The sequence below is a fragment of the Streptomyces sp. NPDC031426 genome (genome assembly GCF_055581585.1).
Window position 1 is genome coordinate 341,989 of the sequence record NZ_JBVIJE010000004.1, and the last position, 18,616, is coordinate 360,604.

Sequence of the window (18,616 nt, forward strand, 5' to 3'; positions counted from 1 at the left end):
ATGGCCGCGCCGCTGCGGAGGGCGTGGAGCGCACCGCTCGGACTCGACGCCCCTCTGGCCGTGCTACTCAAGGACGCGACCTCCGACGATCTGCGCCGCATGCTCGTGGCGCTGGGCGTGCGGCCTTCTACGACCAAACCGCAGCGCCTCGCGGCTCTCCTGGAACACCACGGCGACCCTCAGCGCCTGGCCGACCTGATCGGACGCGTCCCGGCGGACACCCGGAAAACGTCCCCGCGGCCACCGGGTGACCGCGCCGGTGCCACCGCCTCGCAGCGCGAGCACAGCGCCGGGCGCCCGGTTCCGCACGGCCACCGCCCCGGCGCTCGCTGACCTGACGGCACTGGCCACCCGCCTCGCGGCCGCACCACTCACCGCCCCCGCTCACGACCCGTCCGACGGCGTCCCCTTCGGCACGGGCACCGAGGGGATCATCGCCGAATACGCCCGCGACCTCTCGCACACCGACGTACGCCAACTCGCCCACGCGGTCGACGAGGGCACGGCGGTCACCATCGAGTATGTCGCGACCAGCGGCAACCACACGATCCGCACTGTCAGCGACCTGGACCTCAACCCGCCGTACCTGGACGCCTGGTGCCATCTGCGCGACGACGAGCGGGTGTTCACGCTGTCGCGGATCCAGGGGGTGGTGCCGGCATAGGGCGCTCGGAAGCCGGGGCGTGCGGGGTGGCCGCGCCCCGGCCGAACGGGGCGTCGACTCGACCGACCCGGTCCGCCGACGGCGGCCACGTCACCTGTGGTCGCCCGGCCCCGGCTTGGCGCCTTCGGAGAGCGGGTTCACGTACATCGGCGCGCACCCGGCCGAACGAGCACGGTCACATCGGGCGAGCACGAGCCTTCCGGTGTTTTCGTCGTGTCCCGAGCACCCTCCGCCCATGGAACGGCGGGCGCCGCGTGGGGGCGGCTCGACGAGTCGGGCTCCTGACCGCCGCCTGGTCGAGAGGGCATGACGGCGTCCTCTCGGCCCTGATGCCGTAGGAGGGCAGCGCCCGTAGCGCCGTGCGCGAGACGGGAGTCAAGACATGACGCACCGCGTTGCGGGGCCCGCTGCGATGTTCGAGGCCGCGCCGTGGAATCGAGACGGCGAAGCGGGTACACGCGCCCCCGCTCCGTGCCCTCGTGTCCACTGCACGTCCACTCGATCTTGTTCCACGGTGCCGTGACACGGCCCCCGGCACACCGAGCCGCTTGCATCGCTGCACGTCAGGGGGTTGACGGAGTCGACCGAGCGCAGCGCAAGGGCCTCCGCCAACGCCTGTGAAGAGCGGATTCCCTCCGTTCAGCCAGAGTTCGAGACCCAACTTGACCGAAGAGACGTTTGCGCAGGTCAGAACGTTTCTCTGACCTGCAGGTGGTGGGGCGGGTGGGACTCGAACCCACGGCCGACGGATTATGAGTCCGCTGCTCTAACCGGCTGAGCTACCGCCCCATAGCGGCGTGTCGCGTACAACTGTGCGCGCCGTCTGCCGCAGCATAGCCGCTCATACGATCTCCTGCTTCGGATGGTCGGCTTCCGCGCTGCTCATGACCTTGAGGACATTGACGCGAGCGCGACGGTTCCCCCGGGCATGAAAAAGGACCCCCAAGGGGTCCTCGTTCATCGCGCTCCCCCGACTGGACTCGAACCAGTAACCTGCCGGTTAACAGCCGGCTGCTCTGCCAATTGAGCTACGGAGGACCGAAGCTCCCCCGACTGGACTCGAACCAGTAACCTGCCGGTTAACAGCCGGCTGCTCTGCCAATTGAGCTACGGAGGATCGCCTCGTTTGCATCGAACGTACCTCCCCGGGTATTCGCCAGGGGGCGCTCGCTCGCTGCGACACATACATTAGCGCAAGCAGGGGGGTGTTCCGCCAATCGGTTCCCCTCGGCGCCCACGTCGCACCGCAGACCAAGGCAAGGGAAGGGTGGCAGCCATGCGCTACCGGCTCACGTTCGTCGCCGGACTGGCCCTCGGTTACGTGCTCGGCACGAGGGCCGGTCGCGAGCGCTACGAGCAGCTGAAGAAGTCCGCTCGGCGGATCGCGCAGAACCCGGCCGTCCGCAATACCGCCGAGACCGCCGCCCAGCAGGGCCGTCAGTACGCCGGCAAGGCCTTCCACACGGTCAGCGACAGGGTCGGCGACCGCGTCCCCGAGGCCGTGGCGCAGCGGGTCCGCTCCCTCCGGGAACGGAATCTGAACGGCACCCCGGAGGACGACTGGGGCACGAGCAACACGTAGGAGTGCACGCCTCCCCACTCCCTTGGCCGCCCACTGCCACCGCATCCACAGGAATGCTGCAAAATTCAGGGCATGGGGATAGTCGCCGGCTTGGACAGCTCACCGGACTTCACACGCATCGTGGTCTGCGACACGGACACCGGTGCCGTACTGCGGCAGGGATACGCCTCGCATCCAGTGGAGGGCCGGCCCAGTGACGTGGACCCGCAGGCCTGGCTGCTCTCCCTCGGTGAGGCGGCCGGCGGCGGCCTCCTGGAGGGCGTGCAGGCCATCGGCGTGTCGGCCCAGCAGAACGCACTGGTCCCGCTGGACGCCCAGGGCAACACCGTGCGCCCGGCGCTGGTCGGCGGCGACAAGCGGGCGCAGGTCGCGGCGGCCGACCTGATCGACGCGCTCGGCGGGCGGGAGGCCTGGGCGCAGGCCGTCGGGTGCGTGCCGCAGGCCGCCCAGCCCGTCACCAAACTGCGCTGGCTCGCCAAGACCGAGCCCGAGAACGCCCGCCGCACGGCCGTACTGCTGCAGGCGCACGACTGGCTGGTCTGGCAGTTGCTCGGGCGGCCGGTGCGCAGGACCACCGATCGCGGTGGGGCGTCCGGCACCGGGTACTGGTCTGCCGCCACCGGCGCCTACCGGCCCGACCTGGTCGAGCTGGCGCTCGGCCATCAGGCGATGCTGCCGGAGGTGATCGGCCCGTCGGACGCGGCCGGTACGACCCCGGAGGGGCTGCTGATCTCCGCCGGGACCGGGGAGACCATGGCCGCCGCGTTCGGGCTCGGGATCGGGCTGGGGGACGCGGTCGTGTCCCTCGGTGCCTCCGGGTCCGTGATGGCCGTGCACCCCGAGGCGCTCGCCGACCAGTCCGGGATGATCACCTCGCTCGCCGACGCCACCGGCATGCACCTGCCGGTCGTGACCACCCTGAACGCCGTACGGACCCTGCGCGGAACCGCCGAACTCCTCGGGCTGCCGGATCTGGAGAGCCTGTCCGAGCTGGCGATGAAGTCCACGCCGGGCGCGCACGGACTGGTCCTGCTCCCCTATCTGGAGGGTGAGCGGACGCCGAATCTGCCGCACACCGCCGGGACGATCGCGGGCCTCAGGCGCGAGTCGATGAAGCCCGAGCATCTGGCGCGGGCCGCGTTCGAGGGCATGCTGTGCGGGCTCGGCGACGCGCTGGACGTGCTGCGCGGGCGGGGCGTGGACGTGCGGCGGATCTTCCTGCTCGGGCCGGCCGCCGAGCTGCCCGCCGTGCAGGCCTCGGCGCCCTCGCTGTTCGGCGCCCAGGTCGTCGTACCGCAGCCCGCGGACTACGCGGCGATCGGCGCGGCCCGGCAGGCGGCCTGGGCGCTCGGTGTGTCGCAGGGCGCTCTCGATCCGCGTACCCCGCCGGCCTGGCAGGGCGCGGCGGCGCAGGTGCTGGAGCCGGGCGACGAGCTGCCCGTGGGCCAGGCGGTGCGGCAGCAGTTCACGGCGGTGCGGGAGCAGACCCACCCGGGGGCGTTCCGCTCTTAGCTCAAGAGGCCGGTCCGAGGCGTTAATCGGTTGAGGTAACGCGGGTGGAGTGTCCGACGATAGGGGCCAGGGGCAACCGACCAGCCTCCCACCCGCCGACTCCGAGAGACCCAGCGTGCTCATACGACTCCTGCGGACCTATCTCAGGCCCTACAAGAAGCCCATCGCCCTGCTGGTGCTGCTGCAGTTCCTGCAGACCTGCGCCACCCTCTACCTGCCCACGCTGAACGCGCACATCATCGACAACGGTGTCGTGAAGGGCGACACGGGCTACATCCTGTCCTTCGGTGCCCTGATGATCGGCATCTCGCTCGCGCAGGTCGTGTGCAACATCGGCGCCGTGTACTACGGTGCGCGGACCGCCTCCGCGCTCGGCCGGGACGTGCGCGGTGTCGTCTTCGACCGGGTGCAGTCCTTCTCCGCGCGCGAGGTGGGTCATTTCGGCGCGCCGTCGCTCATCACGCGTACGACGAACGACGTACAGCAGGTCCAGATGCTGGCCCTGATGACGTTCACCCTGATGGTGTCGGCGCCCATCATGTGTGTGGGCGGCATCGTGCTGGCGCTCGGCCTGGACGTACCGCTGTCCGGGGTGCTCGTGGCCGTCGTGCCGGTGCTGGCGATCTCCGTGACGCTCATCGTGCGCCGGCTACGCCCGCTGTTCCGCTCGATGCAGGTCCGCCTGGACACGGTGAACCGGGTGCTGCGCGAGCAGATCACCGGCAACCGGGTGATCCGCGCCTTCGTGCGCGACGAGTACGAGCAGGGCCGGTTCGGGAAGGCCAACGGCGATCTCACCGAGATGCAGCTGGCCACCGGCCGGATGCTCGCGCTGATGTTCCCGATCGTCATGACGGTGGTGAACCTGTCGTCGATCGCGGTGGTGTGGTTCGGCGCGCACCGCATCAGCAGCGGCGGGATGCAGATCGGTGACCTGACCGCCTTCCTCGCCTATCTGATGCAGATCGTCATGTCCGTGATGATGGCCACCTTCATGTTCATGATGGTGCCGCGCGCCGAGGTGTGCGCCGAGCGCATCGAGGAGGTCCTCGGGACCGATTCCAGCGTGGTTCCGCCGGTCGCGCCGGTCACGGAGCTGCGCCGGCACGGGTATCTGGAGGTCCGCGGCGCGGGCTTCCGCTATCCGGGTGCCGAGGAGCCGGTGCTGAAGTCCATCGACCTGGTGGCCCGGCCCGGTGAGGTGACGGCCGTGATCGGCTCCACGGGCAGCGGCAAGTCGACGCTGCTCGGGCTGGTCCCGCGGCTGTTCGACGCCACCGAGGGCGAGGTCCTGGTGGACGGCGTGGACGTGCAGGAGGTCGACCCGAAGCTGCTCGCGCGGACGGTCGGGCTGGTGCCGCAGAAGCCGTACCTGTTCGCGGGGACGGTCGCCACCAACCTGCGCTACGGCAACCCGGACGCCACCGACGAGGAGCTGTGGCACGCGCTGGAGGTGGCGCAGGCCAAGGACTTCGTGAGCAAGCTGGAGGGCGGCCTGGACGCGCCGATCGCGCAGGGCGGTACGAACGTCTCCGGCGGCCAGCGCCAGCGGCTCGCCATCGCCCGCACCGTGGTCCAGCGCCCGGAGATCTACCTCTTCGACGACTCCTTCTCCGCGCTCGACTACGCCACCGACGCGGCCCTGCGCGCCGCGCTCGCCCGCGAAACCGCCGAGGCGACCGTCGTCATCGTCGCCCAGCGGGTGGCGACCATCCGGGACGCGGACCGGATCGTCGTGCTGGACGAGGGCCGGGTCGTCGGCTCCGGCCGGCACCGCGAGCTGATGGCGAGCAACGAGACCTACCGGGAGATCGTGCTCTCCCAGCTGACGGAAGCGGAGGCCGCCTGATGGCAGGGCCCATGGGACGCATGATGGCCGGGGGCGGCCCCGACCAGCGCTCGATGGACTTCAAGGGGTCGGGCAAACGGCTCGTCGCCCAGTTCAGACCGGAACGGCTCACGATCTACGGCCTGCTGCTCTGTGTGGTCGTCAGCGTGACCCTCAGTGTGATCGGCCCGAAGATCCTCGGCCGGGCCACCGACCTGGTCTTCGCCGGCATCATCGGCCGGCAGATGCCGGCCGGCGTCACCAAGGAGCAGGTTCTCGACCGGATGCGGGCCCATGGCCGGGGCTCCATCGCGGACATGCTCAAGAGCACCGACTTCACGCCCGGCAAGGGCATCGACTTCGGTGCCGTCGGGAACGTCCTGCTGCTCGCTCTCTGTACGTTCCTGGTCGCCGGCCTGCTGATGGCGGTGGCCACCCGGCTGGTCAACCGGGCCGTGAACCGCACGATGTACCGGATGCGCGAGTCCGTGCAGGCGAAGCTGTCGCGGCTGCCGCTGTCGTACTTCGACAAGCGCCAGCGCGGCGAGGTGCTGTCCCGCGCGACCAACGACATCGACAACATCGGGCAGACGCTCCAGCAGTCGATGGGCCAGCTGATCAACTCGCTGCTGACCATCATCGGCGTGCTCGTGATGATGTTCTACGTCTCCTGGGTCCTGGCGCTGGTCGCCCTGGTCACCGTGCCGCTGTCGTTCCTGGTGGCCACCCGGGTCGGCAAGCGCTCGCAGCCGCACTTCGTGCAGCAGTGGCGCTCCACCGGCAAGCTGAACGCGCATGTCGAGGAGATGTACACCGGGCACACCCTGGTGAAGGTGTTCGGCCGGCAGGAGGAGTCGGCGAAGCAGTTCGCCGAGCAGAACGAGGCGCTGTACCAGGCCGGGTTCAAGGCGCAGTTCAACAGCGGCGTCATGCAGCCGCTGATGATGTTCGTGTCGAACCTGAACTACGTCCTGGTGGCGGTGGTCGGCGGTCTGCGGGTCGCCTCGGGTTCCCTGTCCATCGGTGACGTCCAGGCCTTCATCCAGTACTCGCGGCAGTTCTCGATGCCGCTGACGCAGGTCGCGTCGATGGCGAACCTGGTGCAGTCCGGTGTCGCCTCGGCCGAGCGGGTCTTCGAACTCCTGGACGCGGAGGAGCAGGAGGCGGATCCGGTGCCGGGCGAGCGGCCGGCGGAGCTGCGCGGCCGGGTGCGGCTGGAGCACGTGTCCTTCCGGTACGACCCGGAGAAGCCGCTGATCGAGGACCTCTCGCTCACGGTGGAGCCCGGTCACACGGTGGCGATCGTCGGTCCGACGGGTGCGGGCAAGACCACGCTGGTCAACCTGCTGATGCGGTTCTACGACGTCTCGGGCGGCCGGATCACCCTCGACGGGGTCGACATCCGGAGGATGTCCCGGGACGAACTCCGGTCCGGGATCGGCATGGTGCTGCAGGACACCTGGCTGTTCGGCGGCACCATCGCGGACAACATCGCGTACGGGGCGTCCCGGGAGGTCACCCGCGGGGAGATCGAGGAGGCGGCACGGGCGGCCCACGCCGACCGGTTCGTCCGCACCCTCCCCGACGGGTACGACACCGTGATCGACGACGAGGGCACGGGCGTCAGCGCGGGTGAGAAGCAGCTCATCACCATCGCGCGGGCGTTCCTGTCCGACCCGACGATCCTGGTGCTGGACGAGGCGACGAGTTCGGTCGACACCCGCACCGAGGTGCTGATCCAGAAGGCGATGGCCAAGCTGGCCGCGGGACGGACGTCGTTCGTGATCGCGCACCGGCTGTCGACGATCCGGGACGCCGACACGATTCTCGTCATGGAGAACGGGTCGATCGTGGAACAGGGCGCGCACGCGGAGCTGTTGGCCGCGGACGGTGCGTACGCCCGGCTGTACAAGGCCCAGTTCGCGCAGGCTGTGGCCGAGGTGGACTAGGCGCACGGGGGCCGTCGGCAGGCGGCCCCCCGTTCAGTCCAGATAACCCCTCAGCTGGTCCGCGAAGGCGTGGTCCCGGAGCTTGCTGAGGGTCTTGGACTCGATCTGCCGTATCCGCTCCCGGGTCACCCCGAACAGCCGGCCTATCTCCTCCAGCGTGCGGGGCCGGCCGTCGATGAGCCCGTACCGGAGCTGTACGACCTTGCGCTCCCGCTCGCCCAGCGTGGACAGCACGGCCTCCAGATGCTCCCGGAGCAGCAGGAACGCCGCCGACTCGACCGGCGATGCCGCGTCCCCGTCCTCGATCAGGTCGCCGAGGGCGACGTCGTCCTCCTCGCCGACCGGGGCGTGCAGCGAGACCGGCTCCTGGGCGAGGCGCAGCACCTCGAAGACCCGTTCGGGCGGCAGTTCGAGATGCGCGGCGACCTCTTCGGGCGTCGGCTCGTAGCCCCGCTCCTGGAGCATGCGCCGCTGCACCCGGACGACCCGGTTGATCAGCTCCACCACGTGCACCGGGACCCGTATGGTGCGGGCCTGGTCGGCGAGGGCCCGGGACATGGCCTGGCGGATCCACCAGGTGGCGTACGTCGAGAACTTGTAGCCGCGGGCGTAGTCGAACTTCTCCACCGCCCGGATCAGCCCGAGGTTGCCCTCCTGGACGAGGTCGAGCATGGTCAGGCCGCGGCCGACGTACCGCTTGGCGACGGACACGACGAGCCGCAGGTTGGCCTCGATGAGCCGCCGCTTGGCCATCCGGCCCATGACGACGAGCCGGTCCAGATCGAGCGCCAACTGACTGTCCAGATCGGAGGCGTTGCCCAGCTTCTCCTCGGCGAACAGGCCGGCCTCGACCCGGCGGGCGAGTTCGACCTCCTCGGCGGCGGTGAGCAGCGGGATACGGCCGATCTCGCGCAGGTACTGGCGGAACAGGTCGGCCGAGGGGCCGCCGGTCTCGGCCCGGGCGGCGACCCGTGTCTCGACGGGCTCGGCGGCCTCCAGCGGTTCGCCGTCCTCCTCGGGCTCGTCCACGAGCGCCTCCGCCGGTGGTTCCACCGGCTCGGCGGGCACCGCCTCCGGGTGGTGGGCGGGGCGGCCCTGCGGGGGCACGGCCACGAGGACGTCCAGCTCCGCGTCCGGCTCGTCCGCGGTCGTGCCGGTGGTACCGGTGGCACTGGTGGCACTGGTGGCACTGGTGGCACCGGTGGCACCGGTGGCACTGGTGGCGCTGTCGGTCTGGGTGAGGGTCTGGGTCTGCACGGGGGCGACCTCCAGGATGATCGCTGCTGAAGGCTGTGCGGCAGCGGTACTTCGGGAGCGGAGAGTCGACGGCCTGCGCTCCGAGGATCGGGCACCGGACCCAGTGTGGAGTACGACACATCCCCGCCACGAGGGGCTTGCGGTGACTTTTTGCGTCCGGTTCGTGACCGGATGGTGATCGGCGCAGGAAAACCGGGCGCCGGGTCCGGCCTTGATCTGGGAGGATCCCCGGGTGTCCGGACTTCTGTACGAAACCCATGTCACCGTCCGCTGTGCCGGCCCCGCCGAGACGGAGCGGCTGCGCGGCTGGGCGGAGGCGGCCGGGCTGAAGGTGACGCACATCGTGCTGGCCCGCGGCCGGATGCGGGACCAGCCGATGCTGACCCTGGCCGGTTCGGCCTCGTACGCCGAGCAGTCGGCGCGGGCGGACGGGACGGTGGCGGCGCTGCGGTCGGCCGGTTTCGCGCCGGTCCGGGTGAAGACGGAGTCGGTGCCGTGGGCGCCGGAGGTGCCCGATGGGCCGTGCGGGGGCGGGCAGTACTTCGAGCACCATGTGAAGCTGCTCCTGGACGCGGAGACCGACCTGGCCTCGTTGACCGCACGGGTCGTCCCGCACGGAGCGCACCTGTCGTGGAACGCACGCCGGGTGTGCGGGGGCGGAGGGCACGAGCGGTTCGTGACGCAGCGCTGCCGGGGTGTCCGCGACGCAGCGGCCGAAGAAGCTCTGCGGCTGCTGCTCTCGGAGCTCGACGGGTTCGAAGTCCTGTCCGTGGAGCGGGAGTTCGTGCTGTACGACAGCGACGAGTCGGTGGACGACGGATGGATCGAGGAGCCGAAGGTTCAGGGGGTGCGGGGATGAGCGGGACGGATCGGGAACGGCCGACCAGGGATGTGCCTCGGACACTGACCTGGATACCGGGCGACGACGTGACCCAGCGCCCCGTCTTCGAACCGGCCCTGAAACAGCACCAGAACGCCTACCGGGCCACCGACCCCGCCTTCGCCGACCCGGCGCGCGGCGAGGCGTGGCGTACGGCCCGGCGGCAGGCGCTGCACCTGGTCCTGGCCGCGATCGGGGACTCCGAGTGGGTCGAGTCCCTGGTGCTGCGCGGCAGTCTGCTGATGTCGCTGTGGTTCGGGGATGCGGCCCGCGAGCCCGGTGACCTGGACTTCGTCGTCGTGCCGGCGGACTGGGGGATCGAGGAGGCGCGCACGACCCGGATGCTCGACGGCATCGCGGAGGCGGCGAAGGCGCGGGCGGTGGACGCGGGAGGAGTGAGGTTCGCGGCCCGGAGCACCCTCGTGGAGGACATCTGGACCTACGACCGTGTGCCCGGCCGCCGGATGCTCCTGCCCTGGTCGGCACCCGGCCTGCCCGGCGGGCACGTGCAGCTGGACTTCGTCTTCAACGAGGAGCTGCCCGAGCAGCCCGAGCCGGTCGAACTTCCCGGCCCTGCCGTGCTGTTGGCCGCGTCCCCGGCGCTGTCGCTGGCCTGGAAGCTGATGTGGCTGATCGACGACATGCATCCCCAGGGCAAGGACCTGTACGACGCCGTACTGCTGGCCGAATCCCACCCGCTCCCCTACGACCTGCTGTTGCGGGTCTTCCAGCTCTCGGGCAGCGCCGACTCGTCCGCCCGGGACCGCGATCTGGTCACCCTGCGGGAGGTGGCACAGGCCGCGGAACACGCCGAGTGGGACCACTTCGTCACCGAGTACCCGCGGTTCGCCCACCGCGGGCGCGAGTTCGCGAAGCGGCTGGTGCAGGCGGTGACACCGGCCTTCGCGGGCCGCTAGAGCGCCTCCGCGCCCCGTTCCCGCAGCGCCTGGTCGTACTGCTGCAGCACCCACATCTCGTTCTGTACGGCGGCCAGCTGGGCGGGGTCGCCGCCGGTGGCGAGGCGGGTCAGCTGGGACTGGATGTCGTGGATGCGGCGCTCGACGGCGCGGCGGCGGATCTGGACCAGGACCGTGCCGGCGTAGGTCTCGTCGACCGTGCGGCGCAGGATCGGCTCGACGGCCAGCTCGGTGACCATCGCGCGGACGGTGTCGTCGGGCGCGGCCTCACGGACCCGGACCAGGTACTCCTGGGGGTCCTGGACGCCGTACTCCGCGCCGCCCGCCTCCGCGACGGCCTGGCGGACGGCCGCGTACGGCGGCGCGGTGAACTCGTCCACGCCGTAGGCGTCGAAGGCCGGGGAGACCAGTTCAGGGCGCTGGAGGGCGAGTTTGAGCAGTTCGCGTTCGGCGGCGTAGACCGGGTTGCGCAGGGTGAGGGCCGGGCCGCTGCTGGCCGGGCGCGGTGTGGCGTCGTACGCCGGCATCCTGCTTCGCGCCGGCGTGGGAGCCTGGCCGCCGTGCCCGTTTCTGCGCACCAGGTAGCCGACGCGATCCACGACGAACTCCTGATCCAGGATTCCGACCAGGCCCGCCAGTTGCACCGCGACCTCACGCCGGACGCTGCGGTCTTTGATCTTGGCCACGACTGGCGCGGCTTCGTCCAGTGCAGCCGCGCGCCCCCCCGGCGTGTCCAGGTCGTAGCGCGAGACGATCTGGCGGAGTGCGAACTCGAAGAGCGGCGTGCGGGGTTCGGTCAGGTCCGCCACCGCCTCGTCGCCCTTGGCCAGGCGCAGCTCGCACGGGTCCATGCCGTCGGGCGCGATGGCGATGTAGGTCTCGGCGGCGAACTTCTGGTCGTCCTCGAAGGCGCGCAGGGCGGCCTTCTGGCCCGCCGCGTCGCCGTCGAAGGTGAAGATCACGCGCGCGCTGCCGTTGTCCATCAGCAGCCGGCGGAGGATCTTGATGTGCTCGCCGCCGAAGGCCGTACCGCAGGTCGCGATGGCCGTCGTGACGCCCGCGAGATGGCAGGCCATGACGTCGGTGTAGCCCTCGACCACGACCGCGCGGCTGGCCTTGGCGATCTCCTTCTTCGCCAGGTCGATGCCGTACAGCACCTGGCTCTTCTTGTAGATCGCCGTCTCGGGGGTGTTCAGGTACTTCGGGCCGTTGTCCGCCTCGTACAGCTTGCGGGCGCCGAAGCCGACGACCTCGCCGCCGATGTCCCGGATCGGCCACATCAGACGGCCCCGGAAGCGGTCGATGGGACCCCGGCGGCCGTCCTGCGAGAGCCCGGAGAGGATCAGCTCCTTGTCGCTGAAGCCCTTGCCGCGCAGATAGCGGGTGAGGTGGTCCCAGCCCTGGGGGCTGTAGCCGACACCGAAGTGGACGGCGGCGGCCTGGTCGAAGCCGCGCTCGGCGAGGAAGACCCGGCCGGTCTCGGCCTCGGGGCTGGTGGCGAGCTGCTCGGCGTACCACTGCGCGGCGATCTTGTGCGCCTCGACCAGGCGGATGCGCTCGCCGCGCTGGTGGGTCGGGTTGTACCCGCCCTCCTCGTAACGCAGGGTGATGCCGGCCTGGGCGGCGAGCCGCTCCACCGCCTCCGAGAAGGAGAGGTGGTCCACCTTCATCACGAAGGTGATGGTGTCGCCGCCCTCCTGGCAGCCGAAGCAGTGAAAGAGTCCCTTGCTGGGGCTGACCTGGAAGGACGGAGACTTCTCGTCGTGGAACGGGCACAGCCCCTTGAGGTTGCCGCCGCCCGCGCCCCGCAGCTGGAGGTACTCGGAGACCACGGCGTCGATCGGGACCGCGTCCCGTACCGCCTTCACGTCCTCGTCGTTGATCCGTCCTGCCACGAGGTGATTCTACGGGGCGGGACTGACACACCTGGGGCGCGCTGACCGGCCCCCGGCCGGGGGTCCGGGGGTTGTCCCCCCGGGAATCGCAGCACGGGGGTGCTGTGACAGTCCCGGTCCTCAGGAAGTGAGGCTCTCCAGCGGCACGTGCGGGTCGGCCAGGGCCTCCGTGTCCACCTGGGCCGTGGAACGGATCAGCTTCTGGATCTGCTCTGTGACATCCCACACGTTCACGTTCATCCCGGCCAGCACGCGTCCCTCCTTCACCCAGAACGCGATGAACTCCCGCTTCCCGGCGTCACCCCGGATCACCACCTGGTCGTACGACCCGGCCGGCGCCCATCCGCTGTACTCCATGCCCAGGTCGTACTGGTCGGTGAAGAAGTACGGCACCCGGTCGTGGACGACGTCCTGGCCCAGCATCGCGCGGGCCGCCGCCGGTCCGCCGTTCAGGGCGTTGGCCCAGTGCTCCACCCGCAGCCGGGTGTCGAACCGGGCCAGCGGGAAGGACGCCACGTCACCGGCCGCGTAGATGTCGGGGTCGGACGTGCGCAGCCGCTCGTCGACGGCGATGCCGCCGCCGAGCGCCCGGCCTGCGATCTCCAGGCCCGCCGCCTCCGCGAGGCCGACCCGGGGCGCCGCCCCGATCGCGGCGAGCACGTCGTGCGCCGGGTGCTCCTCGCCGTCGTCGGTGCGGACCGCCAGGACCATGCCGTCCTGGCCGACGATCTCGGTGAGCTGCCGCCCGAAGTGGAAGCGGACGCCGTGCTCGCGGTGCAGCTCGGCGAAGACGCCGCCCAGCTCGGGGCCGAGGACGCCGTGCAGCGGGGTCGGCGCCGGTTCGATCACCGTGACCTCCGCGCCGTACTCGCGGGCCGCCGCCGCGACCTCCAGGCCGATCCAGCCGGCGCCCGCGATCACGATGTGCCCGTTGTCCCGGCCGAGGGCCGCGAGGACGCCCTTGAGGCGCTCGGCGTGGGCGAGGCGGCGCAGGTGGTGCACGCCCGCCAGGTCGGTGCCCGGGATGTCCAGGCGGCGCGGCTCGGCGCCCGTGACCAGCAGCAGCTTGTCGTAGCGGACGAGGGTGCCGTCGTCGCCGAAGCGGACCGTCTTCGCGCCGCGGTCGATGCGGTCCACGAACTGGCCGAGGTGCAGCTCGATGTCGTTCTGCGCGTACCAGGCCGGCTCGTGCACGAAGACGCTGTTGCGTTCCTCCTTGCCGAGCAGATAGCCCTTGGACAGCGGCGGTCGCTCGTAGGGGTGGTCGCGTTCGTCACTGATCAGTATCACCCGGCCGGTGAAGCCCTCCGCCCGGAGCGTCTCGGCCGCCTTCGCGCCGGCGAGTCCGCCCCCGACGATGACGAATGTCTGATCCGCGTCGACCACTTGATGCCTCCTCGTAAGGGTGCCGCCACATGCGAGCGTCCCGCACCGGGCGTGCTGCGGGAAGAGGGAGTGACCCGATCAGGCCACGGACGGTCATGTTCCTCTCACATATGCCCCGTAAGTCTCGCGTGCAGCGAGCGCGCGGAGGCGTCCGTGAGGGAGGCGATCTGGTCGACGATCACCCGCTTGCGTGCGTGGTCGTCGCCTGACCCGTCGAACAGGGCCCGAAACTGTGGATCCAGCCCGTCCGGCGCGCGGGCGGTGAGCGCCTCCGCCAGCTCCGCCACGACGACCCGCTGGTCGGCGCGCAGCCGCTCCTGCTCGGCGCGCTGCATCACATACCGGTCCGCGACCGCCTTGAGCACCGCGCACTCCATGCGGGCCTCGCGGGGTACGACGAGTTCGGCGTCGTAGCGGGTGAGCCGGCCGGTGCCGTACGCGACGCGGGTGGCGCCCTCGGCGGCCAGGCAGAACCGGCCGATGAGCTGGCTGGTGGCGTCCTTCAGGCGGGCCTGGGCGACCGCCGTGCCGTCGTAGCCGTGCGGCCACCACTCCTCGTCCTGGAGCCGGTCGAGGGCGGCGGCCAGTTCGGCCGGGGCGGTGTCCGCGGGAACGTATCTGCCGATGGCGACCTCGAACACCGCCTGCCGCTCGGGCTCGGCGTGCAGGCAGTTGGGGTCGACATGACCGGCGTGCAGGCCGTCCTCGACGTCGTGCACCGAGTACGCCACGTCGTCCGCCCAGTCCATGACCTGGGCCTCGAAGCAGGTGCGGGTGCCTGGGGCGTGGGCCCTGACCCAGTCGAACACCGGGCGGTCGTCCGCGTAGACACCGAACTTCCTCGACGCCGGGTCGGTGGGGTGGGCGCCGCGCGGCCAGGGGTACTTGGTGGCGGCGTCGAGGGTGGCGCGGGTGAGGTTGAGGCCGACCGAACGGGTGCCTCCGGCGGTGAACCGTTTGGGCTCGATACGGGTGAGGAGCCTGAGGGACTGGGCGTTGCCCTCGAAGCCGCCGCAGTCGTCCGCGAAGGCGTTCAGCGCCTGTTCGCCGTTGTGGCCGAAGGGCGGGTGGCCGAGGTCGTGGGCCAGGCAGGCGGCCTCCACCAGGTCGGGGTCACAGCCGAGGGCCGCGCCGAGCTCCCGGCCCACCTGGGCGCATTCCAGGGAGTGGGTGAGCCGTGTCCGGGGGCTGGCGTCCCATGCCTGGCTCCGGGTGCCTGGCGTGACGACCTGGGTCTTGCCTGCCAGTCTTCTGAGCGCGGCGGAGTGCAGGATGCGGGCGCGGTCGCGTTGGAAGGCGGTGCGGCCGGGGCGTTTGTCGGGCTCGGGGACCCAACGCTCCGCTGCGGTGGGGTCGTAGGTGCCGTTGTCGAGTGCGGTGCCTTCCATTCTTCGACAGTATGCCTACTCATCTGCCCTGTTCTGTTTTGAGGCGGGTGCGGGTCGTGTGTGGCTCGTCGCGCCCACGCGGCGGAGCCGCATAGCGATACAGCCCCGCGCCCCTTCTTTCGCAGCCCCTTCTTTCAAGCCGAAGCCAGTTCCGCCTGCCTCGTCACCCGTGCCTGGTCGTACCGGTGCAGGATCAGGCGGGCCATCGCCGGATGCGCGCCCAGGGGGGCCGACGCCATCCACGGCGCCGCGTCCGCGCACTGCGTCGCGAAACGCCCCGGAGCCGTGAAGTACGAGGCGATGGCCACCCGGTGCCGGCCGCGCGCCGCCAGTGCCCGTACCGCCGTCGGGACCGTCGGGGTCGCCGCCGAGGCGTAGGCCGGGACCACCGGGACGCCCAGCCGGTCCGCGAGGAGGCGGGCCGTGCGGCGGGTGTCGCGGGCCGAGTCGGGGTCGCGGGAGCCGGCGGCGGCCAGGACGACCGCGCTCGCACGACGGGCGGCCGCGTCCATGGCCGGGGGCCAGCCGGACTCGACCAGGCGGTCGTAGAGGGTCTCCGCCAGGAGCGGGTGCGGGCCGAGCGGGGCGGCCAGGCGGGTCGGTGCCGGTGCGGCGGCGGCCATCTCGGGGATGTCCTGTTTGACGTGGTAGCCGCGCGAGAGGAGCAGCGGGACCAGGACGGCGGGGGTGTCGCCCAGGGCGGCGAGGGTGTCCGGGAGCAGGGGCTCGTTCAGCTCGATGTGGCCCAGGTGGACGGCGAGGACGGGGCGCAGTTCGCGCACCCGGTCCGCGAGCGTCCGCACGGTTTCCAGCGCGCGCGGGTCGCGGCTGCCGTGGGCGACCAGGACGAGGGCGGGCGGGGCCGTGCGGCGGTGGCCGAGCGGGGAGACGAGCCGGAGCCGGCCGGCGAGCCGGCTGCTGATGCTGTCCATGAGCTGCGCCGTGCTGTCGAGGTGGATGCGGGACTCGGAGCGGGGAGGGTGCGACGCCGTCATGAAAGGATCCTGACGGGGCCAGGTTGCGTGGCCGTTGCCGGGCCGTCACGAGCCTTTTCCGCTGCTTCACGTCGTACGGATGCTCGATGTGAGGCGAACCGGACGGCTGCCGGTGACGTCCTCCATGGTCGGAACCGGTTGGCACCGAGCCCTGGGGGGCCGTATGAAGATCCGTCGACCGCGGCTGCCGCGCACCCGCACGGGGCAGCGGCGGCTGGTGCAGGCCGTGATGGCCGGGTGTGTGCTGGCGCTGCTGCCGGCGACCTGGCTGTTCGTGTCCACGGCGGACCGGCTGCGCACGACGGCCGACGCCCCGTCGGCACCCGTCGCGGTCGTCTTCGGTGCGGGGCTGTGGAACGGGGAGCCGTCGCCGTATCTGGCGCACCGGCTGGACGCGGCGGCTCGGCTGTACCGGGCGGGGCGGATCAAGGTCGTGCTCGTCACCGGGGACAACAGCCGCAAGGACTACGACGAGCCCGACGCCATGCGCGCCTACCTGCAGAAGCACGGGGTGCCGGGCCGGCGGATCGTCAGCGACTACGCCGGGTTCGACACCTGGGACTCCTGTGTGCGGGCCAAGAAGATCTTCGGTGTGGACCGGGCCGTGCTGATCAGCCAGGGTTTCCACATCCGGCGTGCGGTGGCGCTGTGCGAGGCGGCGGGGGTGGACTCGTACGGGGTCGGGGTGGCCGACAAGCACGACGTGACCTGGTACTACGGCGGGACCCGCGAGGTGTTCGCGGCGGGCAAGGCGGTGCTGGACGCGGTGTTCCGTCCGGATCCGACCTTCCTCGGGCCGCGGGAGCACGGGGTCACCGAGGCGCTCGCCCAGGCGCGGGGCTGACGTGGAGATCACGGACCTGACGCCCGCCGAGCGCCGCGTCCGGGAGGCCTTCCCGCTCGGCGAAGGGGTCGACTTCCGGGAGGGCGAGGACGAGGACCCCGCGCAGGGCGCGTCATGGGGTCCGGAGCGGACGTTGCGGGCGGAGGTGCTGCGGGAGCTGTTGCTGGACGGGCCGGTGCGGGACGGGCGGATCGCCGGGCTGAAGGTGTGGGGGGCGCGCGTCACCGGGCGGCTGGACCTCAAGTACGGCACCGTCGGCCATCCGGTGCGGCTGCGTTGCTGCCACTTCGAGGAGGCGCCCGATCTGTACGGGGCGCGGGTCGTCGTGCTGGTCCTGAGCGACTCGGTGCTGCCGGGGCTGACGGCCGGGAACCTGCGCGCCGAAGGCGTCGTGCGGATCAGCTGCTGCCGGATCACGGGGCCGGTACGGCTCCAGGGAGCGAAGCTGTCCGGAGCGTTGTTCGCCGGCGGTGCGCGGCTCGGCAGTCCCGGCGAGGTCCCCGAGGAGCCCGTCCTCCAGCTCAACCACGCCGAGGTGGCCACCGACGTGTGGGCCCCCGGGCTGGTCGCGCACGGAAAGGTGCACCTGAACGGGGCGGTCGTCGGCGGACAGGTCAATCTCAACGACGCCGAGCTGAACGCCCCCGGCGGCTCCGCCCTGCACGCCGAGGTCCTGACGGTCGGCACCGACCTGCACGCCATGCGGCTGCGGACGCACGGCCGGGTCAATCTGGCCGGTGCCAGGATTCCCCGTCAGCTCAACCTCGCCCACGCCCGTCTGTCCAATCCCGGCGGTCAGGCCCTGCGCGCCAGCAGCAGTGTCATCGGCGAACTGTGGCTGCGCGACGCCGCGCCCGTCGAGGGTGCCGTCAATCTGCGCCGCGCCCAGCTCGACCTGCTGCACGTGCCGCCCGAGGTGTGGCCCGAGCGCGTGCAGCTCGACGGGCTCGGCTATCGCGTCCTGACCCCGCACCTCCCGCCCGAGCAACGTCTTCCGCTGCTGGAACGCGAGCCGGACGGCTATCTCCCCCACCCCTACGAGCAGCTCACCACCGCATACCGCACGGTCGGCGACGATGCCGCCGCGCGCACCGTCCAGCTGGCCAAGCTCCGTCGCCACCGCCGTACCCTGCCGCCGTACGCCCGGCTGTGGGGCTTCCTCCAGGACGCGGCCGTCGGCTACGGCTTCCGCCCGATGCGGGCCGCGGGCTGGCTGCTGCTCCTGCTGTGCACCGGCACGCTCGCCTTCGCCCTGCACCATCCGCCCGCGCTCAAGCCGTCCGAGGCACCCGCGTTCAACCCGCTCTTCTACACCCTCGACCTGTTGCTGCCGATCATCGACTTCGGCCAGGAGGGGGCGTACGCGCCGCGCGGGTGGTACCAGTGGCTGTCGTATCTGCTGATCGTCACCGGCTGGGTGCTGGCGACGACGATCGCGGCGGGCGTCAGCCGCTCGCTGAGCCGGCAGTAGGGACCTCACGGCGTCACCGGCCCGGCGGGGAGGTCGCCGTGCCGGGCG

Annotated in this window: 15 protein-coding genes and 3 tRNA genes; 10 read left to right on the forward strand and 8 right to left on the reverse strand. The window is 71.3% G+C overall.

Features of this window, described 5'->3' with window-relative positions; translation table 11 throughout:
• Both ACZ5NH_RS09825 and ACZ5NH_RS09830 read left to right on the forward strand, forming a co-directional pair.
• Complete coding sequence (locus tag ACZ5NH_RS09825) at positions 1-333, forward strand: hypothetical protein (RefSeq protein WP_468773981.1); 333 nt, start codon at positions 1-3, stop codon at positions 331-333.
• Positions 260-664, forward strand: a complete 405-nt coding sequence (locus ACZ5NH_RS09830) for a WYL domain-containing protein (protein ID WP_468773983.1) — start codon at positions 260-262, stop codon at positions 662-664. The genes ACZ5NH_RS09825 and ACZ5NH_RS09830 overlap by 74 nt, the downstream gene beginning before the upstream one ends.
• A 712-nt stretch (positions 665-1,376) precedes the next feature.
• Here the strand turns inward: ACZ5NH_RS09830 and ACZ5NH_RS09835 are convergent.
• The 3 genes from ACZ5NH_RS09835 to ACZ5NH_RS09845 all read right to left on the reverse strand — a co-directional run bounded on the left by ACZ5NH_RS09835 (position 1,377) and on the right by ACZ5NH_RS09845 (position 1,781).
• Positions 1,377-1,453, reverse strand: a tRNA-Ile gene (locus ACZ5NH_RS09835).
• Between the two features lie 176 nt (positions 1,454-1,629).
• Positions 1,630-1,702 (reverse strand) — tRNA-Asn (locus ACZ5NH_RS09840).
• 6 nt (positions 1,703-1,708) lie between these two features.
• A tRNA-Asn gene (locus tag ACZ5NH_RS09845) sits at positions 1,709-1,781 on the reverse strand.
• Positions 1,782-1,940: 159 nt separating this feature from the next.
• On the opposite strand from ACZ5NH_RS09845, the gene ACZ5NH_RS09850 reads away from it, so the two are divergent.
• The 4 genes from ACZ5NH_RS09850 (at position 1,941) to ACZ5NH_RS09865 (ending at position 7,535) form a co-directional block, all read left to right on the forward strand.
• Positions 1,941-2,246 (forward strand): YtxH domain-containing protein, encoded by a 306-nt coding sequence (locus tag ACZ5NH_RS09850; RefSeq protein WP_451555542.1) that lies wholly within the window; start codon positions 1,941-1,943, stop codon positions 2,244-2,246.
• A 72-nt stretch (positions 2,247-2,318) separates the two neighbouring features.
• Positions 2,319-3,758 (forward strand): FGGY family carbohydrate kinase, encoded by a 1,440-nt coding sequence (locus ACZ5NH_RS09855; protein WP_468773985.1) that lies wholly within the window; start codon positions 2,319-2,321, stop codon positions 3,756-3,758.
• Between the two features lie 115 nt (positions 3,759-3,873).
• Complete coding sequence (locus ACZ5NH_RS09860) at positions 3,874-5,607, forward strand: ABC transporter ATP-binding protein (protein WP_468773987.1); 1,734 nt, start codon at positions 3,874-3,876, stop codon at positions 5,605-5,607.
• Positions 5,607-7,535 carry an ABC transporter ATP-binding protein gene (locus ACZ5NH_RS09865; RefSeq protein WP_468773989.1) on the forward strand — a complete coding sequence of 643 codons (1,929 nt, stop codon included), beginning with the start codon at positions 5,607-5,609 and terminating at the stop codon, positions 7,533-7,535. Before ACZ5NH_RS09860 ends, ACZ5NH_RS09865 begins: the two co-directional genes overlap by 1 nt.
• Before the next feature lie 33 nt (positions 7,536-7,568).
• On the opposite strand, the gene ACZ5NH_RS09870 is transcribed toward ACZ5NH_RS09865, so the two are convergent.
• The gene (locus ACZ5NH_RS09870; RefSeq protein ID WP_468773991.1) at positions 7,569-8,792 is read right to left on the reverse strand and encodes an RNA polymerase sigma factor; all 1,224 of its coding nucleotides are present in this window, start codon (positions 8,790-8,792) and stop codon (positions 7,569-7,571) included.
• 232 nt (positions 8,793-9,024) lie between these two features.
• Between ACZ5NH_RS09870 and ACZ5NH_RS09875 the strand changes: the two genes are divergently transcribed.
• Together ACZ5NH_RS09875 and ACZ5NH_RS09880 are read left to right on the forward strand one after the other, a co-directional pair.
• Positions 9,025-9,651, forward strand: coding sequence for a hypothetical protein (locus ACZ5NH_RS09875; protein WP_468773993.1), 627 nt, complete (start codon positions 9,025-9,027; stop codon positions 9,649-9,651).
• Positions 9,648-10,589 carry a nucleotidyl transferase AbiEii/AbiGii toxin family protein gene (locus ACZ5NH_RS09880; protein ID WP_468773995.1) on the forward strand — a complete coding sequence of 314 codons (942 nt, stop codon included), beginning with the start codon at positions 9,648-9,650 and terminating at the stop codon, positions 10,587-10,589. Before ACZ5NH_RS09875 ends, ACZ5NH_RS09880 begins: the two co-directional genes overlap by 4 nt.
• On the opposite strand, the gene dnaG is transcribed toward ACZ5NH_RS09880, so the two are convergent.
• The 4 genes from dnaG to ACZ5NH_RS09900 form a co-directional block, all read right to left on the reverse strand.
• Complete coding sequence (gene dnaG / locus ACZ5NH_RS09885) at positions 10,586-12,484, reverse strand: DNA primase (RefSeq protein WP_388622059.1); 1,899 nt, start codon at positions 12,482-12,484, stop codon at positions 10,586-10,588. The genes ACZ5NH_RS09880 and dnaG overlap by 4 nt on opposite strands.
• 120 nt (positions 12,485-12,604) lie before the next feature.
• Positions 12,605-13,870: an NAD(P)/FAD-dependent oxidoreductase gene (locus ACZ5NH_RS09890; protein WP_468773997.1), complete on the reverse strand. Its 1,266-nt coding sequence runs from the start codon at positions 13,868-13,870 to the stop codon at positions 12,605-12,607.
• A 104-nt stretch (positions 13,871-13,974) separates the two neighbouring features.
• A complete protein-coding gene (locus ACZ5NH_RS09895; RefSeq protein WP_468773999.1) occupies positions 13,975-15,258 on the reverse strand; it encodes a deoxyguanosinetriphosphate triphosphohydrolase in 1,284 nt (427 codons plus the stop codon).
• Between the two features lie 134 nt (positions 15,259-15,392).
• Positions 15,393-16,253, reverse strand: coding sequence for a sirohydrochlorin chelatase (locus ACZ5NH_RS09900; protein ID WP_468774001.1), 861 nt, complete (start codon positions 16,251-16,253; stop codon positions 15,393-15,395).
• Positions 16,254-16,416: 163 nt separating this feature from the next.
• Between ACZ5NH_RS09900 and ACZ5NH_RS09905 the strand changes: the two genes are divergently transcribed.
• On the forward strand, positions 16,417-17,097 hold the full coding sequence (locus ACZ5NH_RS09905; protein ID WP_388622067.1) for a SanA/YdcF family protein: 681 nt from the start codon (positions 16,417-16,419) through the stop codon (positions 17,095-17,097).
• Between the two features lies 1 nt (position 17,098).
• Positions 17,099-18,568 (forward strand): membrane-associated oxidoreductase, encoded by a 1,470-nt coding sequence (locus tag ACZ5NH_RS09910; RefSeq protein WP_468774003.1) that lies wholly within the window; start codon positions 17,099-17,101, stop codon positions 18,566-18,568.
• Positions 18,569-18,616 lie beyond the last annotated feature (48 nt).

Excerpts from the sequence above, each read along its gene's own strand:
- ACZ5NH_RS09855 (WP_468773985.1), top strand. The coding sequence starts at position 2,319 with ATGGGGATAGTCGCCGGCTTGGACAGCTCACCGGACTTCACACGCATC.
- ACZ5NH_RS09865 (WP_468773989.1), top strand. The coding sequence starts at position 5,607 with ATGGCAGGGCCCATGGGACGCATGATGGCCGGGGGCGGCCCCGACCAG.
- ACZ5NH_RS09850 (WP_451555542.1), top strand. The coding sequence starts at position 1,941 with ATGCGCTACCGGCTCACGTTCGTCGCCGGACTGGCCCTCGGTTACGTG.
- ACZ5NH_RS09880 (WP_468773995.1), top strand. The coding sequence starts at position 9,648 with ATGAGCGGGACGGATCGGGAACGGCCGACCAGGGATGTGCCTCGGACA.
- ACZ5NH_RS09905 (WP_388622067.1), top strand. The coding sequence starts at position 16,417 with ATGAAGATCCGTCGACCGCGGCTGCCGCGCACCCGCACGGGGCAGCGG.
- ACZ5NH_RS09895 (WP_468773999.1), bottom strand. The coding sequence starts at position 15,258 with ATGGAAGGCACCGCACTCGACAACGGCACCTACGACCCCACCGCAGCG.
- ACZ5NH_RS09900 (WP_468774001.1), bottom strand. The coding sequence starts at position 16,253 with ATGACGGCGTCGCACCCTCCCCGCTCCGAGTCCCGCATCCACCTCGAC.
- ACZ5NH_RS09825 (WP_468773981.1), top strand. The coding sequence starts at position 1 with ATGGCCGCGCCGCTGCGGAGGGCGTGGAGCGCACCGCTCGGACTCGAC.